Source organism: Nonomuraea sp. B19D2, assembly GCF_040137845.1.
Taxonomy (GTDB): Bacteria; Actinomycetota; Actinomycetes; order Streptosporangiales; family Streptosporangiaceae; genus Nonomuraea.
Map to the genome: position 1 here is coordinate 19,070 of NZ_JBEFAK010000046.1, position 24,682 is coordinate 43,751.

Sequence of the window (24,682 nt, forward strand, 5' to 3'; positions counted from 1 at the left end):
GCAGGTAAATGCAGGTGGGGCAATATGTACGTCGAGATAAGCGTCATTTGAGCACAGCAGTTGCCCAGGGCCAACCACCATCAGTGCCCTCTTGAGGTGTTTATCCCCGATTGTCCGGAAAATTCAATGGAATCGGCGCAACAGCCCTCTATCTGGGGAAAGAGGCAGTGCGAGACCGCTCCGCGAGGCGCCTCTTGACTCGCGGAAAAGATCGAATAGCATGCCCCATCAGTAACTGAAGCCCCGACCGACACCTCCTTTCCCAAACCGGACAAACAGCAGTTTCATCTGGTCTTCAATTTTTCACGATAGAGCCGCAATCGGACATTGCAACTACAAGTGTTAGTTTCGCGATAATGACCGCAGATTTGGTGTTACGGTCGATCCCTGCTGTGCGTCAGGCACACAGCCCCCGGGAGCAGAAGCCACCCGGTCCCCCCCTGGCTCCACCTGAAGGGAGTCCCTGACATGAGGCTTGGCCGTCCCGCCAGGGCCGCCATCATCGGGTTAGCTTTGACACTCGGCGCCGCTGCGTGCAGCACGGGCGGCTCCCCGACTGCCAGCGCGCCGCCGTCCGCGTCCGCCGGCGGCCTGGAGAAGACGAAGATCAAGGTCGCCACCCTGCCCGCCATCGACAGCGCCGCCCTCTACGTCGCCATCGACCAGAAGCTCTTCGAGAAGGAGGGCCTGGAGGTCACCCCGCAGGTGGTGCAGGCCGCGCCAGAGGCCATCCCCATGCTGGTGAAGGGGGAGATCGACGCCATGTTCGGCAACTACGTGTCGATGTTCCAGGCGCACGACAAGCAGGCGCTCAAGCTGCGCATCCTCGCCGAGGGCTCGCGTGCCGCCCCCGACTCGCTCAGCATCATGGCGCTGCCGAACTCGCCCATCAAGACGGCGAAGGACCTCGAAGGCAAGACGATCAACGTGAACGTCCTGCACAACTTCCAGGAACTGGCGCTGACGCAGGTGCTCAAGGCCAACAACGTCGACCCGTCCAAGATCAAGTACGTCCAGGTGACGTTCCAGAACATCATGCCCTCGTGGAAGGGCGGCCAGATCGACGCCGCGTACCTGGGCGAGCCCATGGTCACGGCGGCCACCTCCTCGATGGGCGCCCGCAAGATCCTCGACCCGGCGTCCGGTCCCGCCGCCGAGTTCCCGATCTCGGGCTACGTCGGCACGCAGGAGTGGTACGACAAGAGCCCCAAGACCGCGGCGGCGTTCCAGCGAGCCATCCACAACGCGGCCAAGCTCATGGAGAACAACCGTGAGGTGGTGGCCAAGGTGCTGCCGAACTTCACGCAGATCGAGGCGTCCACGGCCGCCACCGTCACGTTCCCGTACTTCTCCAGCAGCGACAACCCGGTCCGGCTCCAGCGGGTGGCCGACTGGATGCTGGAGGCCAAATGGCTCTCGAAGGCGATCGACGTCAAGTCGCTGATGTCGCCCACCACCTCCGGGTGAGCGCTCAGACCCTGTCCCGCCTCCGCCCGGCGTCCGCCGCCACGCGCCGGCGCCGCCGGGTGGCCGGGGCTCTCGCCTTCGCTGCCCTGATCGAGCTGGTCAGCCGTACGGGACTCGCCGACCGCGAGTTCCTGCCGCCCGCGACGGAGATCCTCGGGCGAGCGGCGGCCCTGGTGTCCGATCCGGCCTTCCGCGCCCACGCCCTGACGAGCCTGCTCGCCTGGGCCATCGGGCTCGGCCTCGCCGCGTTGCTCGCGGTGCCGCTCGGCCTGCTGCTCGGCAGTGTGCCGATCGTCGACGCCGCCACCCGCTCGGTCGTGGAGTTTTTGCGGCCGATCCCCTCCGTGGCGCTGATCCCGCTGGTGTCCCTCCTGATCGGCACGGGGCTGCAGGTGCGCGTCACGCTGGTGGTCTACGCCTCGCTGTGGCCGATCCTCTACAACACGATGTACGGCCTGCGCGGCGTCGACCCCATGGCCAAGGAGTCGTTGCGGTCGTACGGCTTCGGACCCGCGTCGGTGCTGCTGCGCGTGTCGCTGCCGTCGTCGGCGCCCTTCATCACCACCGGGTTCAGGCTGGCCGCCGGGGTGGCGCTCATCCTGACCGTCAGCACGGAGATCGTGGCCGGGCGGGGCGAGGGCATCGGGGTGTTCATCTTCTTCGCCGGCATCGCCGTGCCCGCGCGGATGACCGACATCCTGGCCGCGGTGTTCTGGGTGGGGCTGTTCGGGGTGCTGGTGAACGCGCTGCTCGTGGCCGCCGAGCGGCGGGCGTTCCGCTGGCACCACGCCCGGTTGGGAGCGTCGGAATGAGAACCAGGGGCATGCGGACGGCGGCGTTCCGGTCGCTGGTGCTGGTCGTTCTGGTCCTGGCCTGGGAGGCGGCCACGCAAGTAGCGGGCAACACGTTCTTCCCGCCGCCGTCGCGGATCGTGGCCAGGATGCACGAGATGTGGTTCTCGGGGCCGCTCCAGACCCTGTTCCTGACCGACGCCGCCCTCGAGAACATCCTGCCGAGCGTGGGCAGGATGGCCGCCGCGTTCGCGGGGGGCGCGCTGGCGGGGGTCGTGCTGGGACTGGTGGTCGGGCTGTCCACGCGGGCGTACGACTATCTCGACGGGGTGCTGCAGTTCCTGCGGGCCATCCCGCCGCCCGCGCTGGTCACCGTCTTCCTGGTGGTGTTCGGGTTCGGGCTGCGGATGCAGCTGGCGTTCATGACGTTCAGCATCGTGTGGCCGGTGCTGCTCAACACCGCCGACGGCACCCGCTCGGTCGAGCCGCTGCACCTGCAGACCAGCCAGGCGTTCCGATTGTCCAGGGCCGAACGGCTCTACCGGGTGATCCTGCCGTCCGCGCTGCCCAAGATGTTCGCGGGGCTGCGGCTCGCCCTTTCGCTTTCGCTGATCGTCATGGTCTTCTCCGAGCTGCTGCCCGGCACCGTGAACGGCATCGGATTTCAGCTCACGTCCGCCTACCAGATGTTCGACCTGCCCCTCATGTGGGGCGGGATCGTCCTGCTCGGAGTATTGGGCTATGTGCTCAACGAGCTGTTCCTGGTCGTGGAGCGGCGGGTGCTCGCCTGGCACCACGCCGCCCAGCAGCTCACCAGCGAATGAGAGTACGATCGCCTAGATTTATCCGCTCCGATAGAGTGTTTCGCGTTGTCCATGGTCTCGCCCCCCGAGGAAATCCATTGCTCGAGATAGACAACCTCTCCCACGTTTACGGCGGCGGCAGCCCCAACGAGCACCGCGCCATCGAGGGCCTCAGCCTCAGCGTCGCCGAGGGCGAGCTCCTGTGCATCGTCGGGCCTTCCGGATGCGGCAAGTCGACGCTGCTGCGCTCGATCGCCGGGCTGATCACGCCGACCGGCGGGCAGATCAAGGTCGAGGGCAACGTGGTGCGCCAGACACCGGACAACCTGGCCGTGGTCTTCCAGGACTACAGCCGTTCCCTGTTCCCGTGGATGTCGGTGGCCGACAACGTGGCGCTGCCGCTGCGCCGCAAGAACATGGACAAGCGCCAGCGCCGCGAGGCCGCCCACGAGGCTCTGGAGTCGGTCGGGCTGGCGGACGCGGCGCGTAAATACCCGTTCCAGCTGTCGGGGGGCATGCAGCAGCGGGTGGCGATCGCGCGGGCGCTGGCGTACCGTCCGACGCTGATGCTCATGGACGAGCCGTTCGGCTCCGTGGACGCCCAGACCCGCGAGGACCTCGAGGACCTGGTGCTGAAGGTCCGGGGCCACCACCAGATGACGATCGTCCTCATCACGCACGACATCGACGAGAGCGTCTACGTGGGCGACCGCGTGGTGGTGCTGTCCAAGGCCCCCGCCCACGTGGTCGGCGACCTCAAGGTGGACCTGCCCGCGCCCCGGGACCAGATCACGACCCGCGAGCACCCGGACTTCGTACACCTGCGCGCCGAGGTCGGCCGCCTGGTCCGCGGCCACGCCACCGTCTGACCCTCAAAGCTGGTCAGCGGCGCTCCCCACCGTCCGCTACGAACACGTGGTCCGGGTGCGGGTGGGAGAGGAAATCGTGGTGCGAGATCTCCCAGCCGTAGGCGCCCGCATGGCTGAAGACCAGCACGTCCCCCACACGTACGTGGGACAAGCGAACATCGCGGGCGAGCACGTCCTTGGGGGTGCAGAGCTCGCCCACCACGGTCACCGGCTCGTCGCGCAGTTCGGGCCGGGGTGCCGCCGAGCGCCACACGTCGACCGGCAGCACGGTGAACGGGTGGCTGTGCTGCCACGACGACGGCAGCCGGAACTGGTGCGTCCCGCCGCGCACCAGGACATACGACACGCCGTGGTTGCGCTTGATGTCCAGGACCTCGACGGCGTACTTGCCGCACGCGGCGGTCAGGAAGCGGCCGCACTCGAAGTCGATCTCCCGCCAGTGCGCCGGGAAAGTCTCCACCAGCGTGGCCAGCCCGCGGGTGAAGGCCGCCCAGTCGAACTGGGCATCCAGGTCGGCATAGTTGACGCCGATGCCGCCGCCGACGTTGAGTACCTCGCACCGGATGCCGAACTCGCGCTCCCAGCCCATGACCTTCTCCCGGTACAGGCGCAGCATGTCCAGATGCGCCTCCGGAGAGAGGTTGTTCGACAGCGAGTGCAGGTGGAAGCCGGCGAGTCGCAGGCCGGGCAGGGTCGTGGCAGCTTCGACCGCGTCGGCGAGAACGCTCTCATCGATGCCGAACTGGGTCGGCCGCCCGGCCATCGCCAGCGTCGCGGAGGGGAACGGCCCGGCCAGGTTCACGCGCAGCAGGACGTCGGCCGTGACTCCGGCCTCGACTGCGGCCTGCGAGATCCGGTGCAGTTCGAGCACGCTCTCGGCATGGAACCGGGTGACCCGGTGCCGCAGGGCCTCGGCGATCTCCTGGGCGGTCTTCGCCGGTCCGCCGAAGATCACCGGGATGTCGGCGCCGACCACCCGGGCCTTGGCCACCTCACCGCCGGAGGCCACCTCGAATCCGGCCACCACGGGGGCGAGCGTGCGCAGGATCGGTGCCGCGCTGTTGGCCTTCATCGCGTAGAACATCCGGCACCGCTCGGGCAGGGCGGCGACGACCTGCTCCACGTGGTCGGTCAGCGCGTCGAGGTCGTAGGCGTACAGGCACACCGGCTCGTCGCGGCCCGCCCGGTCGGCGATCCCCTTGGTCAGTACGTCGGTCATGCCGCTCCCCCGTCCTTCTCGTGCGGGCGGTGCTCGTTCAGGTGCACACGCAGGGCGCGGGCGGCCAGTCCCCGCTCCTCGCCCAGTACGAAGGCGGTGACGCCGGCCTTGCGCCACGCATCCTGGTCCTCGCGGGCGCGCGGTATGGCGCAGTACGGCACGCCGTACTCGGCGCACACTGCCTGCATCCGCTGCAACCCCTCGGCCACCTTCGGGTGGCGGGTCTGCCAGGTCACTCCGTACGACTGGGAGAGGTCGGCGGCGCCTTCGAGGACGAGATCGATCCCTTCGCCGGCCAGGATCTCGGGCAGCGCGTCGACGCCCTCGGCATCCTCGATCATCGCGACGACCATGACCTCGTCGTTGGCCAGTCGCACGTACTCGGTGAGGTCGATCAGGCCGAAGCCGGGGACGCGCCCGCCGTTGAGGCTGCGCATCCCCTCCGGTGCGTACCGGGCTGCCCGGATCGCCGCGTCCGCGTCGGCCCGGGAACGGATGTGCGGTACGACGACCCCCATGGCGCCCGCGTCCAGCGCCCGCAGGATGGCACCCGGGTCGGACTCGGGGACCCTGACGAACGGCGTCAGGCCAACCGCTTCGGCGGCGCGGATCAGGTTCTCCAGGCCCTCGGGGTCGACGAGTGTGTGCTCGCTGTCAAGGATGACGAAGTCATAGCCGGCGCAGCCGATCATCTCCACCAGGGCGGGCGCGGGGATCGAGCAGAACAGGCCGTAGACCTCCTGCCCGTCCCGGAGTTTGCGCTTGACCTCGTTGGCTTTCAGCATCAGCGGCCCCCCACGCTGTCCGGCTGCCGCCGCGTGGCCGGTTCCGCCAGCGGGTTCGCCACTGCGTGCACCCGCACCTCGGTGTCCGGCAGCAGCCGGCGGGTGGTCAGCTTCTCCACCTCGATGGCCGGCTTGAACACGTCGAACAGCTCGAAACGGGCGTCCAGGTCGGGGAATCGCTTCTGGTAGGCGCGGATCTGGTCCCGGACGACCGTCCAGAACTCCTGCTCGTCGAGGTCGTAGGCGTCGGCCAGGAACAGGCCCAGCTCGCCGATGTTGATGAAGAAGAACGCGTCCAGCAGGAAGTCGGCCACCTGGTCGAGGTCGTCGGTCTCCAGGAAGGAGTTGGCGTTGACATGGTGGGACGGCGGGGCGGCCAGCACCGGGCAAGCCTCCGGCTCCGCAAGGTGGGTGCGGGAGAAGCGGACACCGTCGTGGAAGTCCTTCAGCGCCACGCGCTGCGGCACGCCGTCCCTGTGCACCAGCACCATGTTCTGGGCGTGCGACTCGAGAGCGATGCCGTGCCGGAAGAGCAGGTGCAGCAGCGGCAGGACGGACGCACGCACCAGGTGGCGCAGCCAGGTCCGCACGCCCTGCGCGCGAACCCACGGGTCGATCAGCGGGGTGCCGTCGAGTTCACGGGCCGTCAGACCGGTGAAGGGCACAGCCCGCTCGTCCCGCTCGAGGAAGGGGTGCAGGCTTTCCCGCCAGATGCACGCGAGGGTGCCGTAGGTGTCCGAGCGGACCAGGTCGGCGGCCGGTGCGGGGTCGACGGCGGTGCCCATGACCTCGCCGAGCACGACCAGTCGGCACTCGTCGCGCAGGAACGCGTCGCGCGCCACCACGCCGCGCAACCAGTCCGAGACCACGGGGGCGTTGCCCACGGTGTGCGGGGCGAGCACGCGGCTGGTGGAGGTGTTGACGATGGACAGGGCGAGCTTGAGGTACGGCCGCTCGGGCATGTCGCTGCAGCTGAGGGTACGGATGGACTGCTGGGCGGCGAACGCGTGCGGGTCCTCGCCCAGCAGGATGACCTCTTGGCGGCGCAGCTGGTCCGCCCACGTCGGCGCGATCTGCTCGCGCCACTGCCAGGGGTGGACGGGTAGCAGGGTGTAGTCCTGTGGGACACCTCCCGCCGCGGCGATCCGGTTCCGGAAGTCCCGCAGGGTGACCTCGCCGAGCTGGGCGGCCACGAAGGCGTCCTCGGCGAGCTCGGTTGCGGTGGCCACCCGGGAGATCCCGCGGTGCGCGGCGATCCACAGGGGCCGGATCGGGTGGCGGAACTCCGGCCCGTAGGTCAGGTTGTCCTCAAGGTCGAAGCCGATACGGGACTTGTAGGCGGGGTGGTAGCGGTGCCCGTCGGTGACCGTGCCCTCGAGGGTGTCGTAGTCGTGCTCGGCGAGCACATCGCCCCGCTCGATGCGGACGTACTGGGCCAGCGCGTCCTTGACCAGCGTGGCCTCCAGCTCCCGGCAGAACCGGGCCAGGCACTCGGGGTCGGCGGTCAGCGCCTGCCGCACCTCTCCCAGGAACCGGATCAGCGAGTCCGCCTCGGCGCTCTCGCCGTCGGCCACCCGCCGGACCGGCTCCGGGCCGAGGGAGACGCGGTCGAAGCCGTACCGACGGCGGGCGGTGAACACGTACTGGACGGGGTGCCCCTGCTCGTCCGTACCGTCCACGACGGACGCGCCGTCGTCGGTGGTGGTCACGCGGATCGCGTCCTCGTAGACCAGCGACTCCAGCAGCTGGCGGAAAAGCCGGCGCCGGACGTCCGCGTAGGTCGGTGCGCGCAGCGCGGCGACCACCAGGTCGAGGGGCGGAGGGGTCATCGGTTCACCTCGAAGAGCAGGTTGGGGACGTCCACGTACAGGGGGTTCTCGCCTCGTCCGACGAAGTAGCTGAGCAGGTTGGCCTTGGCGGGCAGCACCGGCCGCTGCAGCAGGTCGGCCGCCGCCTCGCCGCCGCTCGCCGCGAGCATCTCGCGCGCCGTGCGCCACAGCAGGGCTTCGTCGGCGTCGGTGTACTGGCCGAGCACACTGATCAGATGGCCGAGGTGGTTGGTGACCGCGTAGTACCGCAGGCGCATCCACGCTTCATCGTGGTCGTAGAGCAGCGGGCTGTCCGGCGGTACGGCCCCCGGGCGCAGCCGCTGCCGACTCACGCTGGTGCCCTCCATGTCCCGGACCCAGAAGCGGGTCGGCCATCCACCGTCCGTGTGCAGCAGCGAGTTCTGCGCGTGGGCCTCGAAGCTGACGCCGTCGCGGTCGAAGATCTCCAGGAGCGGGATCAGGGAGATGCCCAAGTAGCGGCGCAGCCAGGCGGCCACGTGGTCGGCGCCGGGCGTGACATCGGGGTCCGGGGCGCAGCGGCGGACCTCGTGGATCAGGTCCGGCACATCGCCGTCCCGGTCCTCGAGCAGGGCGGCGATCACGCGCGGGGCGGCCGAGCCGTCGGTGAACGGGTTGTCCCGGTACAGCACGGAGAAGTCCGCGCTGAGATCGTCGCCGACCACGGCCGGGTCCACGGTACGGAAGCCGGTCTCGACCAGCGCGGAGAAGCCCGGGTGCGCCCATTCCGGCGCGAGCTCGGCGACCACAGCGCTGGCGTCGGTGGCGCGGCCCAGGTGCGGCACCGGGTTGTTGCGGATGAAATTGGTGATCCGCACATGCAGGGGGAGCTTGAAGGAGGTCGGGAAGGCGGGGTCGCAGACCGTACGCACCGAGGAGGTCGGGTAGACCTCCGGGCCGAGCGCGCCGAGGTCGACGAGCAGCCCGTCGGCGACGAGCTGCGCCACTCGGGAGTTGGCCAGCAGGTACCGCGCCTGCCACGGGTGCACCGGCAGCAGTGCGTGACCGTGGTCCGCGCCGAGCACCTCCGCGGCCGCGGCGGCCACGGGGCCGGGGATCCACGTTCCCGCTGCCACCCTGCGTTCCAGCAGGATGCGCCGGTCGACGGCGAACCAGTGAGGGACGAACGCCGCGCCGAGTTCCGGTGCGTACTTCTCCAGGTCGTCGCCGAACCCTTGGGTGCTCTTGGGCGTCGGGTGGAAGGGGTGGCCCAGGAGCAGCGACTGCTCGGCCTCGCGGGTAAGTGCGTGCGCGTCGTCCGCAGCTCGGGTGCGCCGGGTCCGCAGGTACCGCGCGGTGGCCGCGATGCTGCTCTCGATCTGCTCGGCGAGCGCGCGCTTGCGCTCCGACCCATCAGGCACCGGCCCGAACACCTTGGCGGCGACAGCCTCCACCTCATCGAGCAGCAGTCGCACCAGCGCGTCGTGGTCCAGGGGGACACGGCGACCGTCCCGCTTCTCGAGCCACACCTGGTCGCCGTACGCGTGATGGCCGAACACCGAGTGGTGGCGCAGGGCCACGACGAGCGCGGCGCCCGCGGCGGGCAGGTCGATCCGCCCGAGGTCGTCGCCGGTGGTGCCCAGCGGCGTGCCGGACTCCCGGAGGTAGGTGTTGAGCAGCCGCTGGTGGGCCGCCTCTTCGGCGCCCGCGCGCGCCGCGGTGGTGCTGGTGGCGGACTCGGTTGACGTCATTGCTTCACCTCGGACAGTGCCGCGACGGCGTAAGCCGCCCGGGGACGGTGGTGGGCCTGCCGTCGGCGTGCGCCGAGTGCGGCGAGGCCCGCCGCCGCGATCAGCAGCGAGCCGATGGCGGCGAAGGTTGCGGACGGGGGCAGCAGTCCGACTGCCAGGGCTCCCAGTAGCGGCCCGCAGACCTGGCCCACGTCGAGCAGGCCGTTGGCGGTGCCGAGCGCGGTCCCGCGGGCCTGCTCGGGCACGACGTGACAGACCACGTGCAGCACAGACTGGGCGAGCGCGGCGAAGCAGAATCCCTGCACGATCCGCAGCGGCACCAGCAGCTCCGGTGAGGTGGGCAGGCCCTGCAGGGCCACAGCCACGGCGCAGCAGGTGGCGGCGATGGCGAAACTCACCGGCGCCACCTTGCGGTCGTTGCGGATGCCCCACCACGGGCCGCCGGCCAGGGACGCGGCCCAGGTGGCGGCCTGGAGCGCGCCCACCCAGACCGTCGCCGAGGACACCGACCCGGTGATGCGCTCCACCTGCGGCGCGAAGACGACGACCAGGGCGAAGACGGCCGCCTGGCCCAACAGCCCCGCCAGGATCAGCGCACGGCTGCGCGGGTCGCCCAGGATCCGGCCCAGCACGTCCCGCAAGGCGGGCCGCTCCACCTCGGCGGTCGCCTCCGGGCGGCCCGCCGTGCGGCGGGGAAGCAGGGCCAGTGCCAGGACGGCGGCGACGAACAGCAGGCCGGCCACACCGCCGAACAGGGCGTCGAAGCCGAACCGGTCGGCGAGCAGACTGCCGGCCAGGGGCCCGAGCAACGACCCGGCGCCGGTCGCGCCGAAGAGGCTGCCCAGGGCGCGCCCCCGGCGGTGCGGTGCGACCACCGTGCTCGCGTACGTGGCGGTGGCGCCGACGACCCCGCCGCAGGCGCCCTGCAGCAGTCGGCAGGTGAGGAACTCGGCCGGTGTATCGGCCAGCGCCATCAGCCCGACGGCCAGGGCGAGTCCGGCGTGGGCCCGCACCACCATGGCCTTGTGTCCGTACCGATCGCCGACCATGCCCCACAGCGGGGCGGTGACCAGCTGGGCGACGGCGGGCGCGGCGAGCGAGACCCCGGTCCACCACGCCACCTCGCCATCCGGCAGCCCGAAGCCGGCGAGGTAGAACGGCAGGAGTGGAACCACGACGGTCAGGCCCGCGACGGCGGCGAACTGACCGAACCACAGGATCCGGAAAGCCCGCCGATCGGCGGAGCGGGCCATGCCTGACGTCCGTGCCATCACGTCACCGCCGCGGGGACCGGGATCAGCGGGTTGGGTACGCGTCCGGTGCCCGCCGGCATGCTGACACCGGAGGAGCGGCCCTGGCGCAGTAGCGGCGCCAGGATCTCCCGGCTGGGCCACTCCCGGGCCGCCAGCACTTCCGCGTCGACGAGCGCGGCGACGTGCGCGGGCAGGTCCAGTCGGTCCCGGCAGGCGGCGACGGCCGCGCGCAACTCGGACCACAGGAGCCGCTCGTCGAGACCGTGGTGCCGGGCGAGGGCGTCGGCGATGCCGTACAGGTTGACCTGGAAGCCCAGGGTCTGCAGGTACGCGAGCAGGGCGCGGGGCTCTGACAGTTTCAGGGACTGGGGGGCGCCGGGCTTGATGCGGTACCCGGGATCCTCCGTTCCGGCCGCGTCCATGAGCTCCGGGCACAGACGCAGCGTGTCGTGGTCCCGCAGGACGAACTCCCGTACCGCGCCGTCGGCCAGGACGACGACGACGTTCTGGCCGTGCAGCTCCGGCAGGACCCCTGCCCGTAGGAACCTGAGGCCCATCGCGCAGAAGGCCTCGGCGATCGTGCGGAACAGGCCGACCGGATCGATGGTGTCGAAACCGGCCACGGTCAGCGCCGGGGTGAGGACGTCCCACTCATGAGCGGCCAGGGCAGCCATCGGCAGTACGAGCGCGTCCGGGTCGTCGAACAGGCCCGCGGGATAGCTGCGGATCTGGGCGGCAAGGTGGCCCGGCCGGTCGGCGAACTCGTCGTCGACGCCCGGACCGCTCCAGCCGCACCACGTCCGCTCGTCGCAGACCCGCACCAGGGCACCGAGGTCGGAATCCGACCGGAGCAGGGAGGTCATGCACTCCTGCGCCCGCTCGCCGTTGTCCAGGTAGCGGGGCGGCAGGAGCCGCGCGGCGCCCAGGGTGGCGACGCCGAGGGGCAGTTTGAGGTGCAGGGCCGACTCGGGGGACGTGGTGAGGGTGCGCAGCGAGGATGTCGGGTGGAAGCCGCCGAGCCCTCTGCTCAGCCGTACGATGTCCCGGTCCGCCAGCTCCTGGGCGAACTCCCGCGGCAGGACGTGCTCGAACTGCCACGGGTGGACCGGCACCGGCTGGTACTCCCCCACCCCTGCGCCAGCACGGCGCGCGTCCTCGGCCAGCACCTTCAGTTCCCGGTCGGTCAGCAGCAGCTGGGCCAGCCCGTCCGACGCGTCACCGGTACCGAGTCGAAGGCAGTCACGGCGCACCGCGACCCAGTCCATGCCGAGCGCCGCCTGGCGCATGGGGCCGTACTGCTCCAATTCAGCGGCCGACCAGCCGGCTGCCGCCCGCGCCGTCGGATGGAACGGCCGGTTCCTGGTCGCCGCGATGCGCTCGCCCGCCAGCAGCCCGCCGGGCCTCGGGGCCCGGTCGGGCAGCGTGGCGTAACCGCCGAGCGATATCGCCGCGTGGTCGACGGCGGCCTGGAGGTCGGCGGCGACCTCGGCCGTCCGTACGCCGCTTCCGTCCCGGCCGGCGTGGAGGGTGGTCAGGACCTCGCTCGGTGTGAGCTCCCGCGTCCGCCCGTCAGCGCCGATGTGCCAGACCGGCCCACGGGAGAGGCGAAGGCTCTGGAGCGCGCCGCCGGCACGCCCGCGGAAGGCGAGCGCGCCCATGCGGCACCACAGTTCGCCGTCGCCCAGCTCCGCCCCGGGCACCGAAGCGGAGTCCGCGACCGTCACCGCATCCGCGGCCCCGGCCACGTTCTCCTGCAGCAGCGTGTCGACCAGGTCGCGCAGGACCAGCTCGGTCGGGTCGGAGGACGTCATCGCCTGCACCCTCAGTACCTGCATGGTCAGTACAGGTCCAGCCAGGTGCCCGCGCCCTGGTCGACCGCCCGCCGGTACACCTCGGCGGCGCAGGCGATGTCCTCGACGGCCATGCCCATGGGGTTGAGCACGATCAGCTCGTCGTCGTTCTCGCGGCCGGGACGCGTCCCGGCCAGGATCTCACCGAGCTCGGCGTGCAGCGCCTCGCGCGAGAACTTCCCTTCGAGCACGAGCTGGTTGATGATCTTCTTCTCGCGGTTGCTCTGCTCCCAGTCGTCGACGACGACCTTGTCCGCGGCGAGGAAGACGTCCTTGTGGACGTCCATGATGGAGACGTTGGACAGGAAGGCCCCACGCTTGAGCCAAGCGGCCTCGATGTAGGGCTGGTCGGTGACGGTGCAGGGGACCACGACGTCGCCCGCGCGCACGGCGTCCTCGGCGCTGTCGGCCACCTTCACGGTGACCTGCGGGTACTCCGCGGTGATACGGGCCGCGAGTGCGTCGGCGGCCGCCCGCTGGCGGTCGTACAGGTGCACCGTGGTGATGTGGCCGAACTGCTCCAGCAGGGCGGTGATCTGGGCGGTGCCGATGACACCACAGCCGATCAGCGCGACGTCGGTGAAGTCCTTCCGCGCCAGGTGCCGGGCGCCGAGCACGGTCACCGCGGCGGTCCGCAAGGCGCTGATCAGGCTGCCCTCAAGGATGGCGATCGGGTAGTTCGTGGCGGGGTCGTTCAGCACGATCACCGCGCTGGCACGCTCCAGGCCGACGCGCGTCGGGTTGTCGTGCTTGCTGCCGATCCACTTCAGGCCGGATATTCCCGGCGCGCCCACGTGGGCGGGCATCGCGATGATCCGGTCGGCGATGTGCCCCTCCTTGCCGTTCACCCGCAGGTACGGCTTGAGCGGCTGGACCGTCTTGCCCTCGGCGTGCAGTTGCAGGGCGTCGTTCAGGGCCTGGACGTAGAGGTCGGAACGGTCGCCGCCGACCGAGGCGACGTCTCCGCGGCTGAGGTAGAGGATGCGGGGCTTGCCTGCGTCTGCCTGCGTCGTCGAAACGGTCATGGAATTCTCCTCGCAATGGGGTGGTAATGCGCGGTTTCGAGGCGGTGGTGACGAGGGGTCAGCCGGCTGCTGCGGTTGCCCGGGCCCTGTCGGCGCGCATCCGCTCCAGCCAGTCGTCGTCGTAGACGAGGTCGAGGTAGCGGTCGCCGCGGTCGGGGAAGATGGCCAGCACGCGGCTGGGCGAGGTCAGCCGGGGAAGGGCGCGCCGGATGGCCGCAACCACCGCGCCACTCGACCCGCCGGCGAAAATGCCTTCAGCGGCCAGCAGATCGCGGCAGGCTTCTGCGGCCTCCACGTCGTCGACATGGACGACGTCGTCGATCTCGTCGGGCCGGAACAGTTCCGGGACGCGGCTCGACCCGATGCCGGGGATCTCGCGGCGTGCGGGTGCGCTGCCGAAGATCACCGATCCGACCGCGTCGACCGCGATCACGCGCAGGTCGGGGAAATGTTCCCGGAGCCGGCGGGAGCAGCCAAGGATGCTGCCGGTGGTGCTCACCGGCGCGAACAGGTAGGACGGGGGCCGGACCAGCTGTTCGACGAGTTCGGCGCCAGTGCCATGGTAGAAGGCCTGCCAGTTACGGTCGTTGGCGTACTGGTTGATCCAGATCGCGCCGGGGACCTCGGCCAGTAGCTCCTTGACGCGCCGGATCCGGGTGTGCAGGTAGCCGCCCGCTTCGTCCGGCTCGGACACTATTTCGACCGTCGCGCCGAGCTGATGCAACAGCGCCAGGTTGGCGCTGGTCGTCTTGGGGTCGACGACACAGATGAACCGCAACCCGCGAATGCGCGCGGCCATCGCGAGCGCGATGCCGAAGTTACCCGAGCTGCTTTCCACCACCGTGCTCCCCGGGGGGATGGAACCCTCGGCGAGCCCGGTCTCAATGATGTGGCGTGCCGACCGGTCCTTCATACTGCCGCCGGGGTTCATCAACTCCAGCTTGGCCAGCACCTCGACGCCGGGCTCGGGGAAGAGCCGCCGCAGCGCGACGACCGGGGTGTTTCCCACGCAGTCGAACACCGACTCACGGACCGACTCGTAGGCGGGGGATGGATGGGCGGTATCGACGGCTGCTTCGGCAGTCACGATGCTCCCTTGGCTCGATGTCCCGGTTCGGAGGGTAGATAGCTGATCACACCCGATGTAAGGTAAGCCTATCCTTAGTGCCTGTCAATGCCGCATCGTGCCGATCACTCTGCGATGCGGAGTTTTGGGCCGAGCCCGACCCGGAGACCAAGCCTTGATGTCTCTGCGAGCCCTTGGGGTGATTCCATGACCGCATCGGCATCCACGCTGCTCCCGGTGAACCCGACTCTGGGCGTCGCGCTCGCAGCGCTGTTGGTCGTGGGCGCCGGGGTGGCGGCGCTGGCCCGGCTCGGGCATGCCCGCGCCATCCTCACCGCCAGCCTCCGGGCGACCGTGCAGTTGGCCGCCGTCGTCGCCGTCATCCGATGGACATTCGACTCGCGCCCGCTGCTCTTCGCCTTCCTGGCCGTGATGTTCGCGGTGGCGACCCGCACGGCCGGCCGCCGGATCACCAAGAACCACACCTGGTGGTGGGCTGCCGTGCCGATCGGCGCGGGCGTGTTCCCGGTCGTGCTGCCGCTCATAGCCGTCGGGCTGGTCCCGCTCAAAGGCATCGCGCTCATCCCCGTCACCGGCATCCTCATCGGAGGCGCGTTGACCGCGACGGTGCTCGCCGGGCGGCGCTCGCTGGAGGAGCTGGAACTACGGCACGGAGAGGTCGAAGCAGCGCTGTCCATCGGGCTTCTGGACCGGGATGCCCGGCTGGAGATCGCCCGGCCATCGGCGGCCGGGGCACTGATCCCTGCGCTCGACCAGACCAGGACCGTCGGGCTGGTCACCCTTCCCGGCGCGTTCATCGGCATGCTCCTCGGCGGCGCATCACCGCTGCTGGCCGGGGCAGTGCAGCTGTTCGTCCTGGTCGCGCTGCTGGTAGTGGAGTCGGTGGCGGTCGCGCTCGCGCTGGAACTGGTGGCCCGGGGCAAGCTCAGCAGAGCCCCACGGCCAGAATGACCTACGTCCAGGGCCCGCCGTCCACCGAGCACGCCGACCCTCGCACGTCACTCCGGCCGGGCATCCCCGACGACCGGATCCACCTCGACAGTGGGGTGATGGCGATGGCGGTCATGGTCAGCCGCCGTGCGCGGTGATGACGTAGCCCTCAGGGCCGACGAATGTGAACATCCTGCCGAACGGGCCGTCCTCAGGTGCCTTGACGATGGGGACCCCGGCGGCGTGGAGCCGGTCGTGCAGGGCCTGCGCGTCAGTGGTCCGGAACCACAGGGCGACCCCCAGGCCGGGTCGCTCGACGGCGTCGAGATCCACTCCCGGCAGCGGCTCGCGGACGGCGAACGGAACGGGCTCGGTGGTGAAAACCACGGCGTGGGGCGGCGAGGCAGGCGCCCGGCGCAGCCCGAGGTGCTGCTCGTAGAAAGCGGCAGCCGCCTCGACATCGCGCACCTGGAGAGCGATGAAGTCCGGCCCGCTGACGGTGATAGTCATGAAGTACTCCTCGATCACATTATGTCAGGACTTTGACATACCAGGAAGATAGGCGGTGCCGTACTTCTATGTCAAACTCCTGACATGCATGATGGGACTCCCTCCAGCCACGCCCCGGCCGCCGACGTGACCGAGCGCCTGGGATATCGCCTCAAGCGCACCGCCGCGACCCTGCGCAGCGCGATGGACAGGGCACTACGCGAGTACGGCCTGACCGTGCCGCAGTACGCCTGCCTCGAACTCCTCGACCAGCGCCCCGGCCTGTCCAACGCCGAGCTGGCCCGCGGCACCTTCGTCACGCGGCAGTCCATGAACGTCGTCCTTCGCGGACTGCAGGACACCGGCCTGATAACCCGGCCGGTTACCACCGACCACGGTCGCGCCCTGCCCGCCCACCTCACCGAGGAGGGCCACCGTCGCCTCGCGGCGGCACGCTCCGCCGTCTACGCCATCGACCAGCGCATGACCGATGCCGTCCCGGAGGAACGCCTCGCCGACCTCCTCGCCGACCTCGATCACATGGCGGCGGCACTCGACAGGTGAAACGTCAAGCGCGATGTGGCGTTCAGCTCTGAGGCGAGAGTAGCGCCATATGTTCCGGCGGAGATGAGCTCAGCGGGCGAGGGGAGCCGTCATCAGCGCGTCATGGCCGGGTGTCTGCGGTGGGCATGTCTGGCTGGGTGCCGGTCGCCAGCCACTGGCGCCGCGTGATCCCGGTGGCCCAGCCGTCCGGCACGACGGTGAAGATCCCCGCCCGCACGGCCGCGAGTGCCTGTTCGGCGATGGCCACGTTCAGGCTACCGGGACGGCGGCGGAGGTCAGAGCGTGGTCAGCCGGATGTTCGAGCCGCCGTGGCCGAGTCTCAGCGACACCTGGCCCGCCGGGGCGTCGGAGTCGATCTCCGGGTAGTCGTCGCTGGACACCGTGACGCGGATGCTGTGCCCGGCCGCGACGCGGTAGTGGGTGGGCCAGGTGCGGATCTCCAGGTCGTACGTCTTGCCCGGGCTCACCGGGACGGCGCGGTCGTGGCCGAAGCGGTGGCTCGCCTTCAGCCAGCCCTGGGTGATGCGGGTCGCGGTGCCGTCGGGGGCGACGTCCTGCACCACGACCGCGAGGTTGCCGTCGGTCGCGGTGAACGAGGCCCGTACCTTGGCCTGGACGTCACCGGCGAGGACCAGGTCGCGCGGGAACGGCCCCGTGGCGAACTCCAGCCGCTGGCCCGGCCCGCCCGCTGCCGGCTTGGTGTTGACCTCGAACGTACGGGTCGCCGCGGCCCCCGGGACGGCTGACAGGCTGCCGTCGGCGGACAGGCCCAGCCGGACCTGCCGCGTCCCGGCGGGCGGCCAGCTGTCGAACTGCCGCCAGCCCGCGCCCGGCACCTCGTACGAGGTCACCTTGGCCGCGGGCAGCGGCGCGCCGGGGCGGCGGGCCAGCCAGCGGTCCCACCAGGCGAGGTAGGCGCCGTTGCCGATGTCGGCCGGCTGCCCGGCCGGCCAGCCGTGCACCCAGGGGCCGGACACCAGCCAGACGTTGCGCTCGCGCGCCTGGAAGTTCTCGACCATGCCCTGGCGGTACCGGTCGTACCAGCCGGCGATCTCCAGGACGGGGACGTCGAGGTCCTGCCACCGCGACTTGACGCTGCGCCCGCGCCAGAAGTCGTCGTAGAGCGGGTGCTGGGCGTAGGTCACCAGGGTGTCGGGAGCGGTGGCGCGCTGCCAGTCGCGGATCCGGGCCGAATAGATGCCGCCCCGGTAGATGGTGTTCTCGTACCAGTCGCTGATGCCGTCCACGGGGATGACGGCGGCCAGATGGGGCGGTTTGTTGACGGCGACGAGCAGGGAGGAGTGGCCGCCGTAGCTGACGCCCGTCTGCCCGATCCGGCCCGTGGACCAGGGCTGGGCGGCCAGCCACTCGATGAGGTCGTAGTTGTCGCGCTGCTCCTGGGGGCTGAACGGGTCGAGGTGGCCGGGCGAGTCGCCCGACCCCCGGGCGTTGCAGACGGCCGCGACGTAACCCCTGGTGACGAAGTACGCGGCGGCCCGGCCCTGGGCCTCCAGCTGGTTGTAGGCGTTGTAGTCGTAGACGATGCCGGGGAAGCGGCCCGGGGCGGGCGTGCCGTCGGGGGCGGCGGGGCGGTGCAGGTCGCAGGCCAGGTGGCTGCCGTCACGCAGGGGTACGGTGATGCGTTCCTTGTGGACGCCGTACTCGGCGGGGCGGTCGTAGGAGAAGAAGGGGTCGGGCGGGAGCGGCGTGTCGGTCGTGGCGGCGGCGGGGCCGCAGGTCAGGGTGAAGGCGGCCGACAGCGCGGCCATGATCTTGACAGGTCTCACGTGCGATCCTCTGAGGTCGGGAGGAGGGTGTTTCAGAGGGAGAAGGCGCCGGTGAGCAGCGCGACCGCGGTCATGACGAGCGTGGTGGCGAAGGCCCACTTGAAGATGAAGCGCTGGTGCTCGCCCAGTTGCACGCCGCTCATCCCGACCAGGATGAACGTGGAGGCGGTGAGCGGGCTCAGCGGGAACCCGGTGGTCATCTGGCCGAGGATGGCCGCCCTGGCGACCTCGGCGGGCGTGCCCCCGAAACCGCTGACGGTCTCGGCGAGCACCGGCAGGACGCCGAAGTAGTACGCGTCGGGCGTGAACACCAGACTGAGCGGCATGCCCGTGATCGCCACGAGCACCGGCAGGTGCCCGCCGAGCGAGTCGGGGATGACGCCGACGAACGCGGAGGCCATGTGGCTGATCATCTTGGTGCCGGTGAGGATGCCGGTGAACACCCCGGCCGCGAAGATCATCGTGGTGACCAGGACGACGCTCTTGCCGTGCCGCTCCAGGAGCTCCTGCTGGCGTTCCCAGGTCGGGTGGTTGACCAGCAGCGCGATGGCGAACCCGACCACGAACAGCACCGGCAACGGCATCACCTGCAGCACGAGCCCGACCAGCAGGGCGACGGTGAGGACCAGGTTGAAGACGGTCAGAGCCGGGTGCACGGGTGCCCGCTGGGTGCCGGGTCCCTCGCCGACCAGGCGCTCTTCCGGCACGTCGGCGGACGGCAGCTTGCCGAGGCGGCGGCGTTCCCGCAGCCCGATCAGGTACGACGCCACCAGCACCCACACGATGCCCGCCGCCATCGCGGGCAGGACCGGCGTGAACACCTGGGAACTGTCCAGCTTCAGCGCCGCCATCGCCCGGGCGGTGGGTCCGCCCCAGGGGATGAGGTTCATGACCCCGGCGCCCAGGCAGACCACGCCCGACAGCACCAGCGGGCTCATGCCGAGCCGCCGGTAGACCGGCAGCAGCGCCGAGACCGTGATGAGGAACGTCGACGCGCCGTCTCCGTCGAGGGCCACGCACATGGTGAGCACGGCGGTGCCGACCGCGATGCGCAGCGGATCGCCCTTGGCCAGGCGCAGGATGCCGCAGATGAGCGGGTCGAAGAGGCCGGCGTCGATCATCAGGCTGAAGTACAGGACCGCGAACGCGATCATGATGCCGGTCGGCGCGACCTTGCCCAGCCCGTCGAGGATCATCTTCCCCAGCTCGCCGCCGAAGCCCCCGGCCAGCGCGGCCAGGACCGGGATCAGCACCAGAGCGATCAGGACCGACACGCGCTTGGTCATGGTGAGCAGCAGGAACAGAACGATCGTGGTGAATCCCAGGGCTGCCAGCATCGATGTTCGCCTTCTTCCTAGCCCGGCTCGCTGGGGGTGACGTGCCGGAGTGTTACGGAAGAGTTTCCGAGCGCCGAAAACCCAGGTCCAGCATCAAAGCAACATTTATCCATGCGTTCTGCGCAACAGTGTCGGTCTATGCTCACCGCCATGGAGGCGAACCTGCGGCTCCTGGCCGCGTACGCCGCCGTGGCCAGAGCGTCGAGCTTCACCGCGGCGGCGGCCGAGATGCACGTGTCGCAGTCGTCGCTCAGCCGCGCGGTGGCGGAGCTGGAGCGGCTGCTCGGCGCGCAACTGCTGGAGCGCGACACCCGCAACGTGCAGCTGACCGCGGCCGGGGTGGAGACGCTGCGGGTGGCCGAGCAGATCGTGTCCGCCCACCGCTCGGGCATGAAGGAGCTGGAGCGCTACCTGCTCGGCGAGTCCGGCGTGGTGGCGGTGGCCACGCTGCCGTCGGTGGCCGCGGTGCTGCTGCCCCAGGTGATCTCCGACTTCCGGCGGCGGCGGCCCATGGTGGCGTTGCGGATCATGGACGGTCTGGAGCAGGTGGTGCTCGGCCGGGTCCTCTCGGGAGACGCGGACTTCGCGATCTCCACGGTCGGCGCCGCATCCGAGCAGCTCGAACACCGCCCGCTGATCAGGGACCGCTTCCATGCCGTGCTGCCCGAGCACCACCCGCTCACCGCGCAGGAGCACGTCACGTGGGAGGAACTGGCGCGGGAGCCGTTCCTCGCGGTCGGGCCGGAGTCGAGTGTGCGGCGGCTCACGGACGCGGCCTTCGCCCAGGCCGGGGCTTCCGTGACGCTCGCGGCGGAGGCGGGGAGCGTGGCGACGGTGGGCGGGCTCGTCGCGGCGGGGCTCGGCGTCTCGGCGATGCCCGCCCTGGTGCTGCCGCTGATCGGGTCGGGGTCGCCGCTGGTGTACCGGCCGCTCGCCGATCCCGTCGTGGACCGGCGCCTCGACGTCGTCGTCCGCGCCCGCCGCACGCTGCCGCTGGCGACCGGCGCGTTCCTCGACCTGCTCGACTCGTTCCGCCGCGAACTGCGCGACCTGCCCCTGGGCGTCTCCTGGAACCGCGACTGACGCCGCCCCCACGTCCCCGCCGCCCGGACTCGACCACCCCCGAGGGACCTCAGCGCGCGTCGGCGGCGCAGTGTGGTGATCCGCCGCGGGCGTGCGAGGTGAGGATTTATGTGGAAAGCGCATTGAATGATGGCTTTCTTGTGCTGGACACGCATTTCACCGCCTCGGCAGGATGAAACGACCGCAGTCGCGATCGGGAGGCGAAGGAGCGCGGGTGACAGGCACAGGGCAGGACACGGGCGGGGCCGGTCAGGGGCAGTTGCGCGGGCTGAAGGTGGTGGAGTTCGCGCACGTGGTGGCCGGGCCGATGGCCGGCTCCATGCTCGCCGACCAGGGTGCGGACGTGGTGCACGTGGAGGCCCCCGGCGCCGGTGACGCCGCCCGCGCGATGGGTCCCGTACGGGACGGCGTACCCCTGTGGTTCAAGGTCGCCGGGCGCAACAAGCGTTCCGTCACCCTCGACCTGCACCACGCGGCCGGACGGGAGATCGCCCACCGGCTCGTCGCCTGGGCGGACGTCGTGATCGTGACCCTGCGGGCCGGGCGGCTGCGTGACTGGGAGCTGGACTGGGAGGCCGTGCACCGGATCAACCCCGCGGCGATCCTGCTGCAGATCTCCGGGTTCGGGGCGACCTCCTCGCGCGCGAACGAGCCGGGCTTCGGCAAGATGGGCGAGGCCAGGAGCGGGGTGGTGCACCTGACCGGGTTCCCCGACGGGCCTCCCGTGCACACCGGGTTCTCCCATGGGGACGCGGTCACGGGGCTGATGGGTGCGTACGCCGTGCTCGCCGCGCTCCACCGCCGGGCGAGCGACCCCGAGTTCGACGGCGAGTGGATCGACCTGGCCCTCTTCGAGCCCCTGTACCGGCTGATCGAGTGGCAGATCATCACGTACGACCAGCTCGGCGCCGTGCCCGAACGGGCGGGCAACCAGCTGGCCGTGGCGCCCGCCGCGGTGATCAACACCTACCGGTCGCGCGACGGTGAATGGATCACCGTGACGTCCGCGACCCTCCGTTCGGTACGCAACGTGGCCAGCCTGCTCGGCCTGCCCGAGGAGGACTTCGCCACCTCGGCACAGCAGCACGCGGGCCGGGAGGCCCTGGACAAGGGCCTGCGGGAGTGGGTGGCCGCGCGGACCACCGACGAGTGCCTGGAGGAGTTCGCCCGCGCCGAGGTGGTGGCCTCCCGGGTGTTCACGGCCGCCGACATCGTCGCCGACCCGGTCTACGCCGAACGCGGCGACATCATCACCGTCGACGACGCCGACCTCGGCCCCGTACGCATGCAGGGCGTGATCCCCCACTTCCACCGCCGACCGGGGAAGGTCTGGCGCACCGGCCCCGAGCTGGGGCAGGACAACCGCCTCGTCTACCACGGCTGGCTCGGGCTCGGCGAGGACGAGCTGGCCGACCTGGAGCAGCAAGGTGTCATCTGAGCGGCTCCCCCTCCGTTCCCTGCTCTTCGTCCCGGGCACGAGGACGGACTGGCTGGCCAAGGCGGAGGCGGCGGGGGCGGACGCGGCGATCCTCGACCTCGAGGACGCGGTCCCGGCGGACGGCAAGGCCGAGGCACGTCGCCGGGTGGCCGCGGCGGTGGCCGCGTTCGACGGGCGCATGGCCCTGTTCGTCCGCGCCAACCCGCTGGACGGCTGGGCGGGGGCCGAGGAGCTGCGTGCCGTCGCGCACGAAAGGCTCGCCGGGATCGTGCTGCCCAAGGTGGCCGGCCCCGAGGACGTACGGGTCGCGGACCGGCTGCTCGGCTGGTGCGAACGCGAACACGGCCTGCCGCCGGGGCACCTCGCCCTGGTGCCGCTGCTGGAGACGGCCTGCGCGCTGCGCGAGGCGTACGAGATCGCCCGGGCGGCCCCCCGCGTCGCCTACCTCGGCGCCGTGACCGCGCCCGGCGGCGACGTGGCCCGCGCCGTCGGCTACCGATGGAGTCTGGAGAGCACGCTGGGCCTGCGTTCCCGGGTGCTCCTGGACGTACGCGCGGCCGGGACGCCCAACCCGGTGGCGGGCCTGTGGACGAGCATCGGCGACATGGACGGGCTGCGTGCCTTCGCCGAGCAGAACCGCTCGCTCGGGTACGAGGGCATGATGGCGATCCACCCCTCCCACATCCCCGTCATCAACGCGGCGTTCTCCCCTTCCCCCGATGAGCTGGCCCGTCACGCCCGGCTGATCGCGGCCGTGGAGGCGGCCCAGGCCGGCGGAGCGGGGGCGGTGACGTTCGAGGGCGAGATGGTCGACGAGGCCATGGCCGCGACGGCCCGCGCCCTCCTGGCCCGCCACATTGCGGAACGGGGCCGATGAACCGGCCGGGCCGTTGAGCGGGCCCGGCCGTCTGAATACAGGTCAGCCGTTGATCAGTGCCATCGCCAGGTCGGGATCGAACGTCCCGGCCGGCTCGTCGGAGATGCCGCACTGGCCGTCGGAGTCACCGGGCACCTTGACCCAGAAGAGGTACTCGGCGCCGCTCAACTGCCTGATCGGAGGGGTGCCGAGCTTGCGACCGGGCGGGTTGCACCAGTTGTCCCCAGGCGTGTCGTCCTCATAAGGACCGTTGCCGTTGCGGCTGGTGTCGATCACGTACTTCTTGGTGCCCACGGTGCCAGACAGGTAGCCGTTGACCGCGACGGAGTACGTCTCGGAGTCAACGGTGGTGAAGTAGTTGGACACGTTCACGGAGAAGCCGCGGGTGTTGGCGATGCCCGACTTGACCAGCAGCGGCGCCATCTTGTCGGGCGCGTGCCAGGTGGCGTTGGCCGCGTCCAGGTAGACCCAAGCGTTGGGGGCCTGGGCGCGCAGCACCTGGGTGGCGTCCAGCAGCATCCGGTACTGGTCCTCGGGGTCCTTGCCGAACTTGGTGACGCATTCGGCGGCGGCGACCGCGTCGGGCTCCAGCACGACGATCGCGTGCCTGGTGCCGATCGCCTTGGCGAACTCGGTGATCCAGTTGTGGTACCCGGTCGCGTCACCGGCGCCGCCGCCCGACTGCCCGCCGCACGCGTCCCGGTTGGGGATGTTGTACGCCACCAGCATCGGCAGCTTGTCCTGGGCCTGCGCCGCGCCGACGTAGTCGTCCACGGCCTTCGTGATGTCGCCGAACCAGCCGCCGAACCACTCGAAGATCGGCTCGTTCGCGATGTCGGCGGCGATGGCCTTCGCGGTGTCGCCGTCGTTCGCCGGGTCGCCGGCCCACCTGGCCGGGTTCGACAGGGGGGACACGTAGAGGGCGGTCGGCCGCGTCGTCTGCGTCTCCAGCAGCGACACGTTGTCGAAGCGGACCGTCGGGGCCCCGCCGGACCCGCCCAGTTGGAACGTCACCTCGGCGGCCGTGTCGGTGGCGGTCGCGGCGGTGAACGGGATGCTGTAGCGCTTGCTCTCCGTCGTGAGCTGCACGTCCGTGGCCAGCAACTGGTTGGCGCTCGGGGTGGCCGTGTACTGCACGGTGGCACGTGCCTTGAAGGCGGTGGTGGAGTAGGCGTCGAACGAGAGCGTGTAGCTCTTGCCCGGGTTCAGGGCGGCGGTGGTGGGCGCGGCCACCATGGCGTCCCAGGGGTTCGCGACGACCTGTTTCACGGCCACCTTCATCCATCCGGACTCGGCAGTGACGGTCGTCTGGCCGATCGCGGCCCAGGGGGTGGTGGAGCTGGTGAAGGCGCCGTTCCCGATGAGCTGGGTGGCCGCCGAGGCGGGCTGGGGAACGAGGAGGACGGCGGTCAGGGCGGCGGATAAGGCGGCGGTTGCGCCTGCGATTAATCGCACGTGATCACCTTTCGGCGGGAGTCGCCGTTGATCAT

Annotated in this window: 23 protein-coding genes; 10 read left to right on the forward strand and 13 right to left on the reverse strand. The window is 70.6% G+C overall.

Annotation, left to right across the window (positions count from 1 at the left end; genetic code table 11):
• The first annotated feature begins 468 nt into the window (after positions 1 to 468).
• The 4 genes from ABN273_RS47660 to ABN273_RS47675 all read left to right on the forward strand — a co-directional run bounded on the left by ABN273_RS47660 (position 469) and on the right by ABN273_RS47675 (position 3,930).
• Positions 469 to 1,467, forward strand: coding sequence for an ABC transporter substrate-binding protein (locus ABN273_RS47660; protein WP_349456237.1), 999 nt, complete (start codon positions 469 to 471; stop codon positions 1,465 to 1,467).
• On the forward strand, positions 1,464 to 2,279 hold the full coding sequence (locus ABN273_RS47665; RefSeq protein ID WP_349456238.1) for an ABC transporter permease: 816 nt from the start codon (positions 1,464 to 1,466) through the stop codon (positions 2,277 to 2,279). Before ABN273_RS47660 ends, ABN273_RS47665 begins: the two co-directional genes overlap by 4 nt.
• On the forward strand, positions 2,276 to 3,082 hold the full coding sequence (locus ABN273_RS47670) for an ABC transporter permease (protein WP_349456239.1): 807 nt from the start codon (positions 2,276 to 2,278) through the stop codon (positions 3,080 to 3,082). The genes ABN273_RS47665 and ABN273_RS47670 overlap by 4 nt, the downstream gene beginning before the upstream one ends.
• 77 nt (positions 3,083 to 3,159) lie before the next feature.
• Positions 3,160 to 3,930, forward strand: a complete 771-nt coding sequence (locus ABN273_RS47675) for an ABC transporter ATP-binding protein (RefSeq protein WP_349456240.1) — start codon at positions 3,160 to 3,162, stop codon at positions 3,928 to 3,930.
• A gap of 13 nt (positions 3,931 to 3,943) precedes the next feature.
• Here ABN273_RS47675 and ABN273_RS47680 read toward each other — a convergent pair whose 3' ends face one another.
• From ABN273_RS47680 to sbnA, 8 genes are read right to left on the reverse strand one after another with little or no spacing between them, the layout of a single operon-like run.
• Complete coding sequence (locus tag ABN273_RS47680; RefSeq protein WP_349456241.1) at positions 3,944 to 5,149, reverse strand: type III PLP-dependent enzyme; 1,206 nt, start codon at positions 5,147 to 5,149, stop codon at positions 3,944 to 3,946.
• Positions 5,146 to 5,934: an HpcH/HpaI aldolase family protein gene (locus ABN273_RS47685; protein WP_349456242.1), complete on the reverse strand. Its 789-nt coding sequence runs from the start codon at positions 5,932 to 5,934 to the stop codon at positions 5,146 to 5,148. Before ABN273_RS47685 ends, ABN273_RS47680 begins: the two co-directional genes overlap by 4 nt.
• On the reverse strand, positions 5,934 to 7,763 hold the full coding sequence (locus tag ABN273_RS47690) for an IucA/IucC family protein (protein WP_349456243.1): 1,830 nt from the start codon (positions 7,761 to 7,763) through the stop codon (positions 5,934 to 5,936). Before ABN273_RS47690 ends, ABN273_RS47685 begins: the two co-directional genes overlap by 1 nt.
• Positions 7,760 to 9,472, reverse strand: coding sequence for an IucA/IucC family protein (locus ABN273_RS47695; RefSeq protein WP_349456244.1), 1,713 nt, complete (start codon positions 9,470 to 9,472; stop codon positions 7,760 to 7,762). The genes ABN273_RS47690 and ABN273_RS47695 overlap by 4 nt, the downstream gene beginning before the upstream one ends.
• Positions 9,469 to 10,743, reverse strand: a complete 1,275-nt coding sequence (locus ABN273_RS47700) for an MFS transporter (protein ID WP_349456245.1) — start codon at positions 10,741 to 10,743, stop codon at positions 9,469 to 9,471. Before ABN273_RS47700 ends, ABN273_RS47695 begins: the two co-directional genes overlap by 4 nt.
• A complete protein-coding gene (locus ABN273_RS47705; protein ID WP_349456246.1) occupies positions 10,743 to 12,536 on the reverse strand; it encodes an IucA/IucC family protein in 1,794 nt (597 codons plus the stop codon). The genes ABN273_RS47700 and ABN273_RS47705 overlap by 1 nt, the downstream gene beginning before the upstream one ends.
• A gap of 26 nt (positions 12,537 to 12,562) precedes the next feature.
• Positions 12,563 to 13,600, reverse strand: coding sequence for a 2,3-diaminopropionate biosynthesis protein SbnB (sbnB, locus tag ABN273_RS47710; protein WP_349456248.1), 1,038 nt, complete (start codon positions 13,598 to 13,600; stop codon positions 12,563 to 12,565).
• 58 nt (positions 13,601 to 13,658) lie between these two features.
• Positions 13,659 to 14,687, reverse strand: a complete 1,029-nt coding sequence (gene sbnA / locus ABN273_RS47715) for a 2,3-diaminopropionate biosynthesis protein SbnA (protein ID WP_349456249.1) — start codon at positions 14,685 to 14,687, stop codon at positions 13,659 to 13,661.
• Between the two features lie 186 nt (positions 14,688 to 14,873).
• Here sbnA and ABN273_RS47720 point away from each other — a divergent pair, with 186 nt between their 5' ends.
• Positions 14,874 to 15,638, forward strand: coding sequence for an ABC transporter permease (locus ABN273_RS47720; RefSeq protein WP_349456250.1), 765 nt, complete (start codon positions 14,874 to 14,876; stop codon positions 15,636 to 15,638).
• On the forward strand, positions 15,635 to 15,775 hold the full coding sequence (locus tag ABN273_RS47725) for a hypothetical protein (RefSeq protein ID WP_349456251.1): 141 nt from the start codon (positions 15,635 to 15,637) through the stop codon (positions 15,773 to 15,775). Before ABN273_RS47720 ends, ABN273_RS47725 begins: the two co-directional genes overlap by 4 nt.
• Here the strand turns inward: ABN273_RS47725 and ABN273_RS47730 are convergent.
• Positions 15,756 to 16,127 carry a VOC family protein gene (locus tag ABN273_RS47730; protein WP_502911246.1) on the reverse strand — a complete coding sequence of 124 codons (372 nt, stop codon included), beginning with the start codon at positions 16,125 to 16,127 and terminating at the stop codon, positions 15,756 to 15,758. The genes ABN273_RS47725 and ABN273_RS47730 overlap by 20 nt on opposite strands.
• A gap of 84 nt (positions 16,128 to 16,211) precedes the next feature.
• Here ABN273_RS47730 and ABN273_RS47735 point away from each other — a divergent pair, with 84 nt between their 5' ends.
• Positions 16,212 to 16,670, forward strand: coding sequence for a MarR family winged helix-turn-helix transcriptional regulator (locus ABN273_RS47735; protein ID WP_349456252.1), 459 nt, complete (start codon positions 16,212 to 16,214; stop codon positions 16,668 to 16,670).
• 100 nt (positions 16,671 to 16,770) lie between these two features.
• Here ABN273_RS47735 and ABN273_RS47740 read toward each other — a convergent pair whose 3' ends face one another.
• From ABN273_RS47740 to ABN273_RS47750, 3 genes are read right to left on the reverse strand one after another with little or no spacing between them, the layout of a single operon-like run.
• Positions 16,771 to 16,917, reverse strand: coding sequence for a hypothetical protein (locus tag ABN273_RS47740; RefSeq protein ID WP_349456254.1), 147 nt, complete (start codon positions 16,915 to 16,917; stop codon positions 16,771 to 16,773).
• Between the two features lie 28 nt (positions 16,918 to 16,945).
• Positions 16,946 to 18,457: a CocE/NonD family hydrolase gene (locus tag ABN273_RS47745; protein WP_349456255.1), complete on the reverse strand. Its 1,512-nt coding sequence runs from the start codon at positions 18,455 to 18,457 to the stop codon at positions 16,946 to 16,948.
• Positions 18,458 to 18,489: 32 nt separating this feature from the next.
• On the reverse strand, positions 18,490 to 19,794 hold the full coding sequence (locus ABN273_RS47750; protein ID WP_349456257.1) for a CitMHS family transporter: 1,305 nt from the start codon (positions 19,792 to 19,794) through the stop codon (positions 18,490 to 18,492).
• A 150-nt stretch (positions 19,795 to 19,944) separates the two neighbouring features.
• On the opposite strand from ABN273_RS47750, the gene ABN273_RS47755 reads away from it, so the two are divergent.
• The 3 genes from ABN273_RS47755 to ABN273_RS47765 all read left to right on the forward strand — a co-directional run bounded on the left by ABN273_RS47755 (position 19,945) and on the right by ABN273_RS47765 (position 23,192).
• The gene (locus ABN273_RS47755) at positions 19,945 to 20,877 is read left to right on the forward strand and encodes a LysR family transcriptional regulator (protein ID WP_349456258.1); all 933 of its coding nucleotides are present in this window, start codon (positions 19,945 to 19,947) and stop codon (positions 20,875 to 20,877) included.
• A gap of 214 nt (positions 20,878 to 21,091) precedes the next feature.
• Complete coding sequence (locus ABN273_RS47760; RefSeq protein ID WP_349456259.1) at positions 21,092 to 22,315, forward strand: CaiB/BaiF CoA transferase family protein; 1,224 nt, start codon at positions 21,092 to 21,094, stop codon at positions 22,313 to 22,315.
• Complete coding sequence (locus ABN273_RS47765) at positions 22,305 to 23,192, forward strand: HpcH/HpaI aldolase/citrate lyase family protein (RefSeq protein ID WP_349456260.1); 888 nt, start codon at positions 22,305 to 22,307, stop codon at positions 23,190 to 23,192. The genes ABN273_RS47760 and ABN273_RS47765 overlap by 11 nt, the downstream gene beginning before the upstream one ends.
• A gap of 42 nt (positions 23,193 to 23,234) precedes the next feature.
• Here the strand turns inward: ABN273_RS47765 and ABN273_RS47770 are convergent, their stop codons facing one another.
• A complete protein-coding gene (locus ABN273_RS47770) occupies positions 23,235 to 24,647 on the reverse strand; it encodes a glycoside hydrolase family 6 protein (protein ID WP_349456261.1) in 1,413 nt (470 codons plus the stop codon).
• Positions 24,648 to 24,682: the final 35 nt, after the last annotated feature.

Bases quoted from the DNA above. Each gene is read 5' to 3' on its own strand.
- ABN273_RS47660 (WP_349456237.1), top strand. From the start codon at position 469: ATGAGGCTTGGCCGTCCCGCCAGGGCCGCCATCATCGGGTTAGCTTTG.
- ABN273_RS47755 (WP_349456258.1), top strand. From the start codon at position 19,945: ATGGAGGCGAACCTGCGGCTCCTGGCCGCGTACGCCGCCGTGGCCAGA.
- ABN273_RS47730 (WP_502911246.1), bottom strand. From the start codon at position 16,127: ATGACTATCACCGTCAGCGGGCCGGACTTCATCGCTCTCCAGGTGCGC.
- sbnB (WP_349456248.1), bottom strand. From the start codon at position 13,600: ATGACCGTTTCGACGACGCAGGCAGACGCAGGCAAGCCCCGCATCCTC.
- ABN273_RS47725 (WP_349456251.1), top strand. From the start codon at position 15,635: ATGACCTACGTCCAGGGCCCGCCGTCCACCGAGCACGCCGACCCTCGC.
- ABN273_RS47695 (WP_349456244.1), bottom strand. From the start codon at position 9,472: ATGACGTCAACCGAGTCCGCCACCAGCACCACCGCGGCGCGCGCGGGC.
- ABN273_RS47735 (WP_349456252.1), top strand. From the start codon at position 16,212: ATGCATGATGGGACTCCCTCCAGCCACGCCCCGGCCGCCGACGTGACC.
- ABN273_RS47705 (WP_349456246.1), bottom strand. From the start codon at position 12,536: ATGACGTCCTCCGACCCGACCGAGCTGGTCCTGCGCGACCTGGTCGAC.
- ABN273_RS47680 (WP_349456241.1), bottom strand. From the start codon at position 5,149: ATGACCGACGTACTGACCAAGGGGATCGCCGACCGGGCGGGCCGCGAC.
- ABN273_RS47720 (WP_349456250.1), top strand. From the start codon at position 14,874: ATGACCGCATCGGCATCCACGCTGCTCCCGGTGAACCCGACTCTGGGC.
- ABN273_RS47685 (WP_349456242.1), bottom strand. From the start codon at position 5,934: ATGCTGAAAGCCAACGAGGTCAAGCGCAAACTCCGGGACGGGCAGGAG.
- ABN273_RS47750 (WP_349456257.1), bottom strand. From the start codon at position 19,794: ATGCTGGCAGCCCTGGGATTCACCACGATCGTTCTGTTCCTGCTGCTC.
- ABN273_RS47670 (WP_349456239.1), top strand. From the start codon at position 2,276: ATGAGAACCAGGGGCATGCGGACGGCGGCGTTCCGGTCGCTGGTGCTG.
- ABN273_RS47700 (WP_349456245.1), bottom strand. From the start codon at position 10,743: ATGGCACGGACGTCAGGCATGGCCCGCTCCGCCGATCGGCGGGCTTTC.
- ABN273_RS47690 (WP_349456243.1), bottom strand. From the start codon at position 7,763: ATGACCCCTCCGCCCCTCGACCTGGTGGTCGCCGCGCTGCGCGCACCG.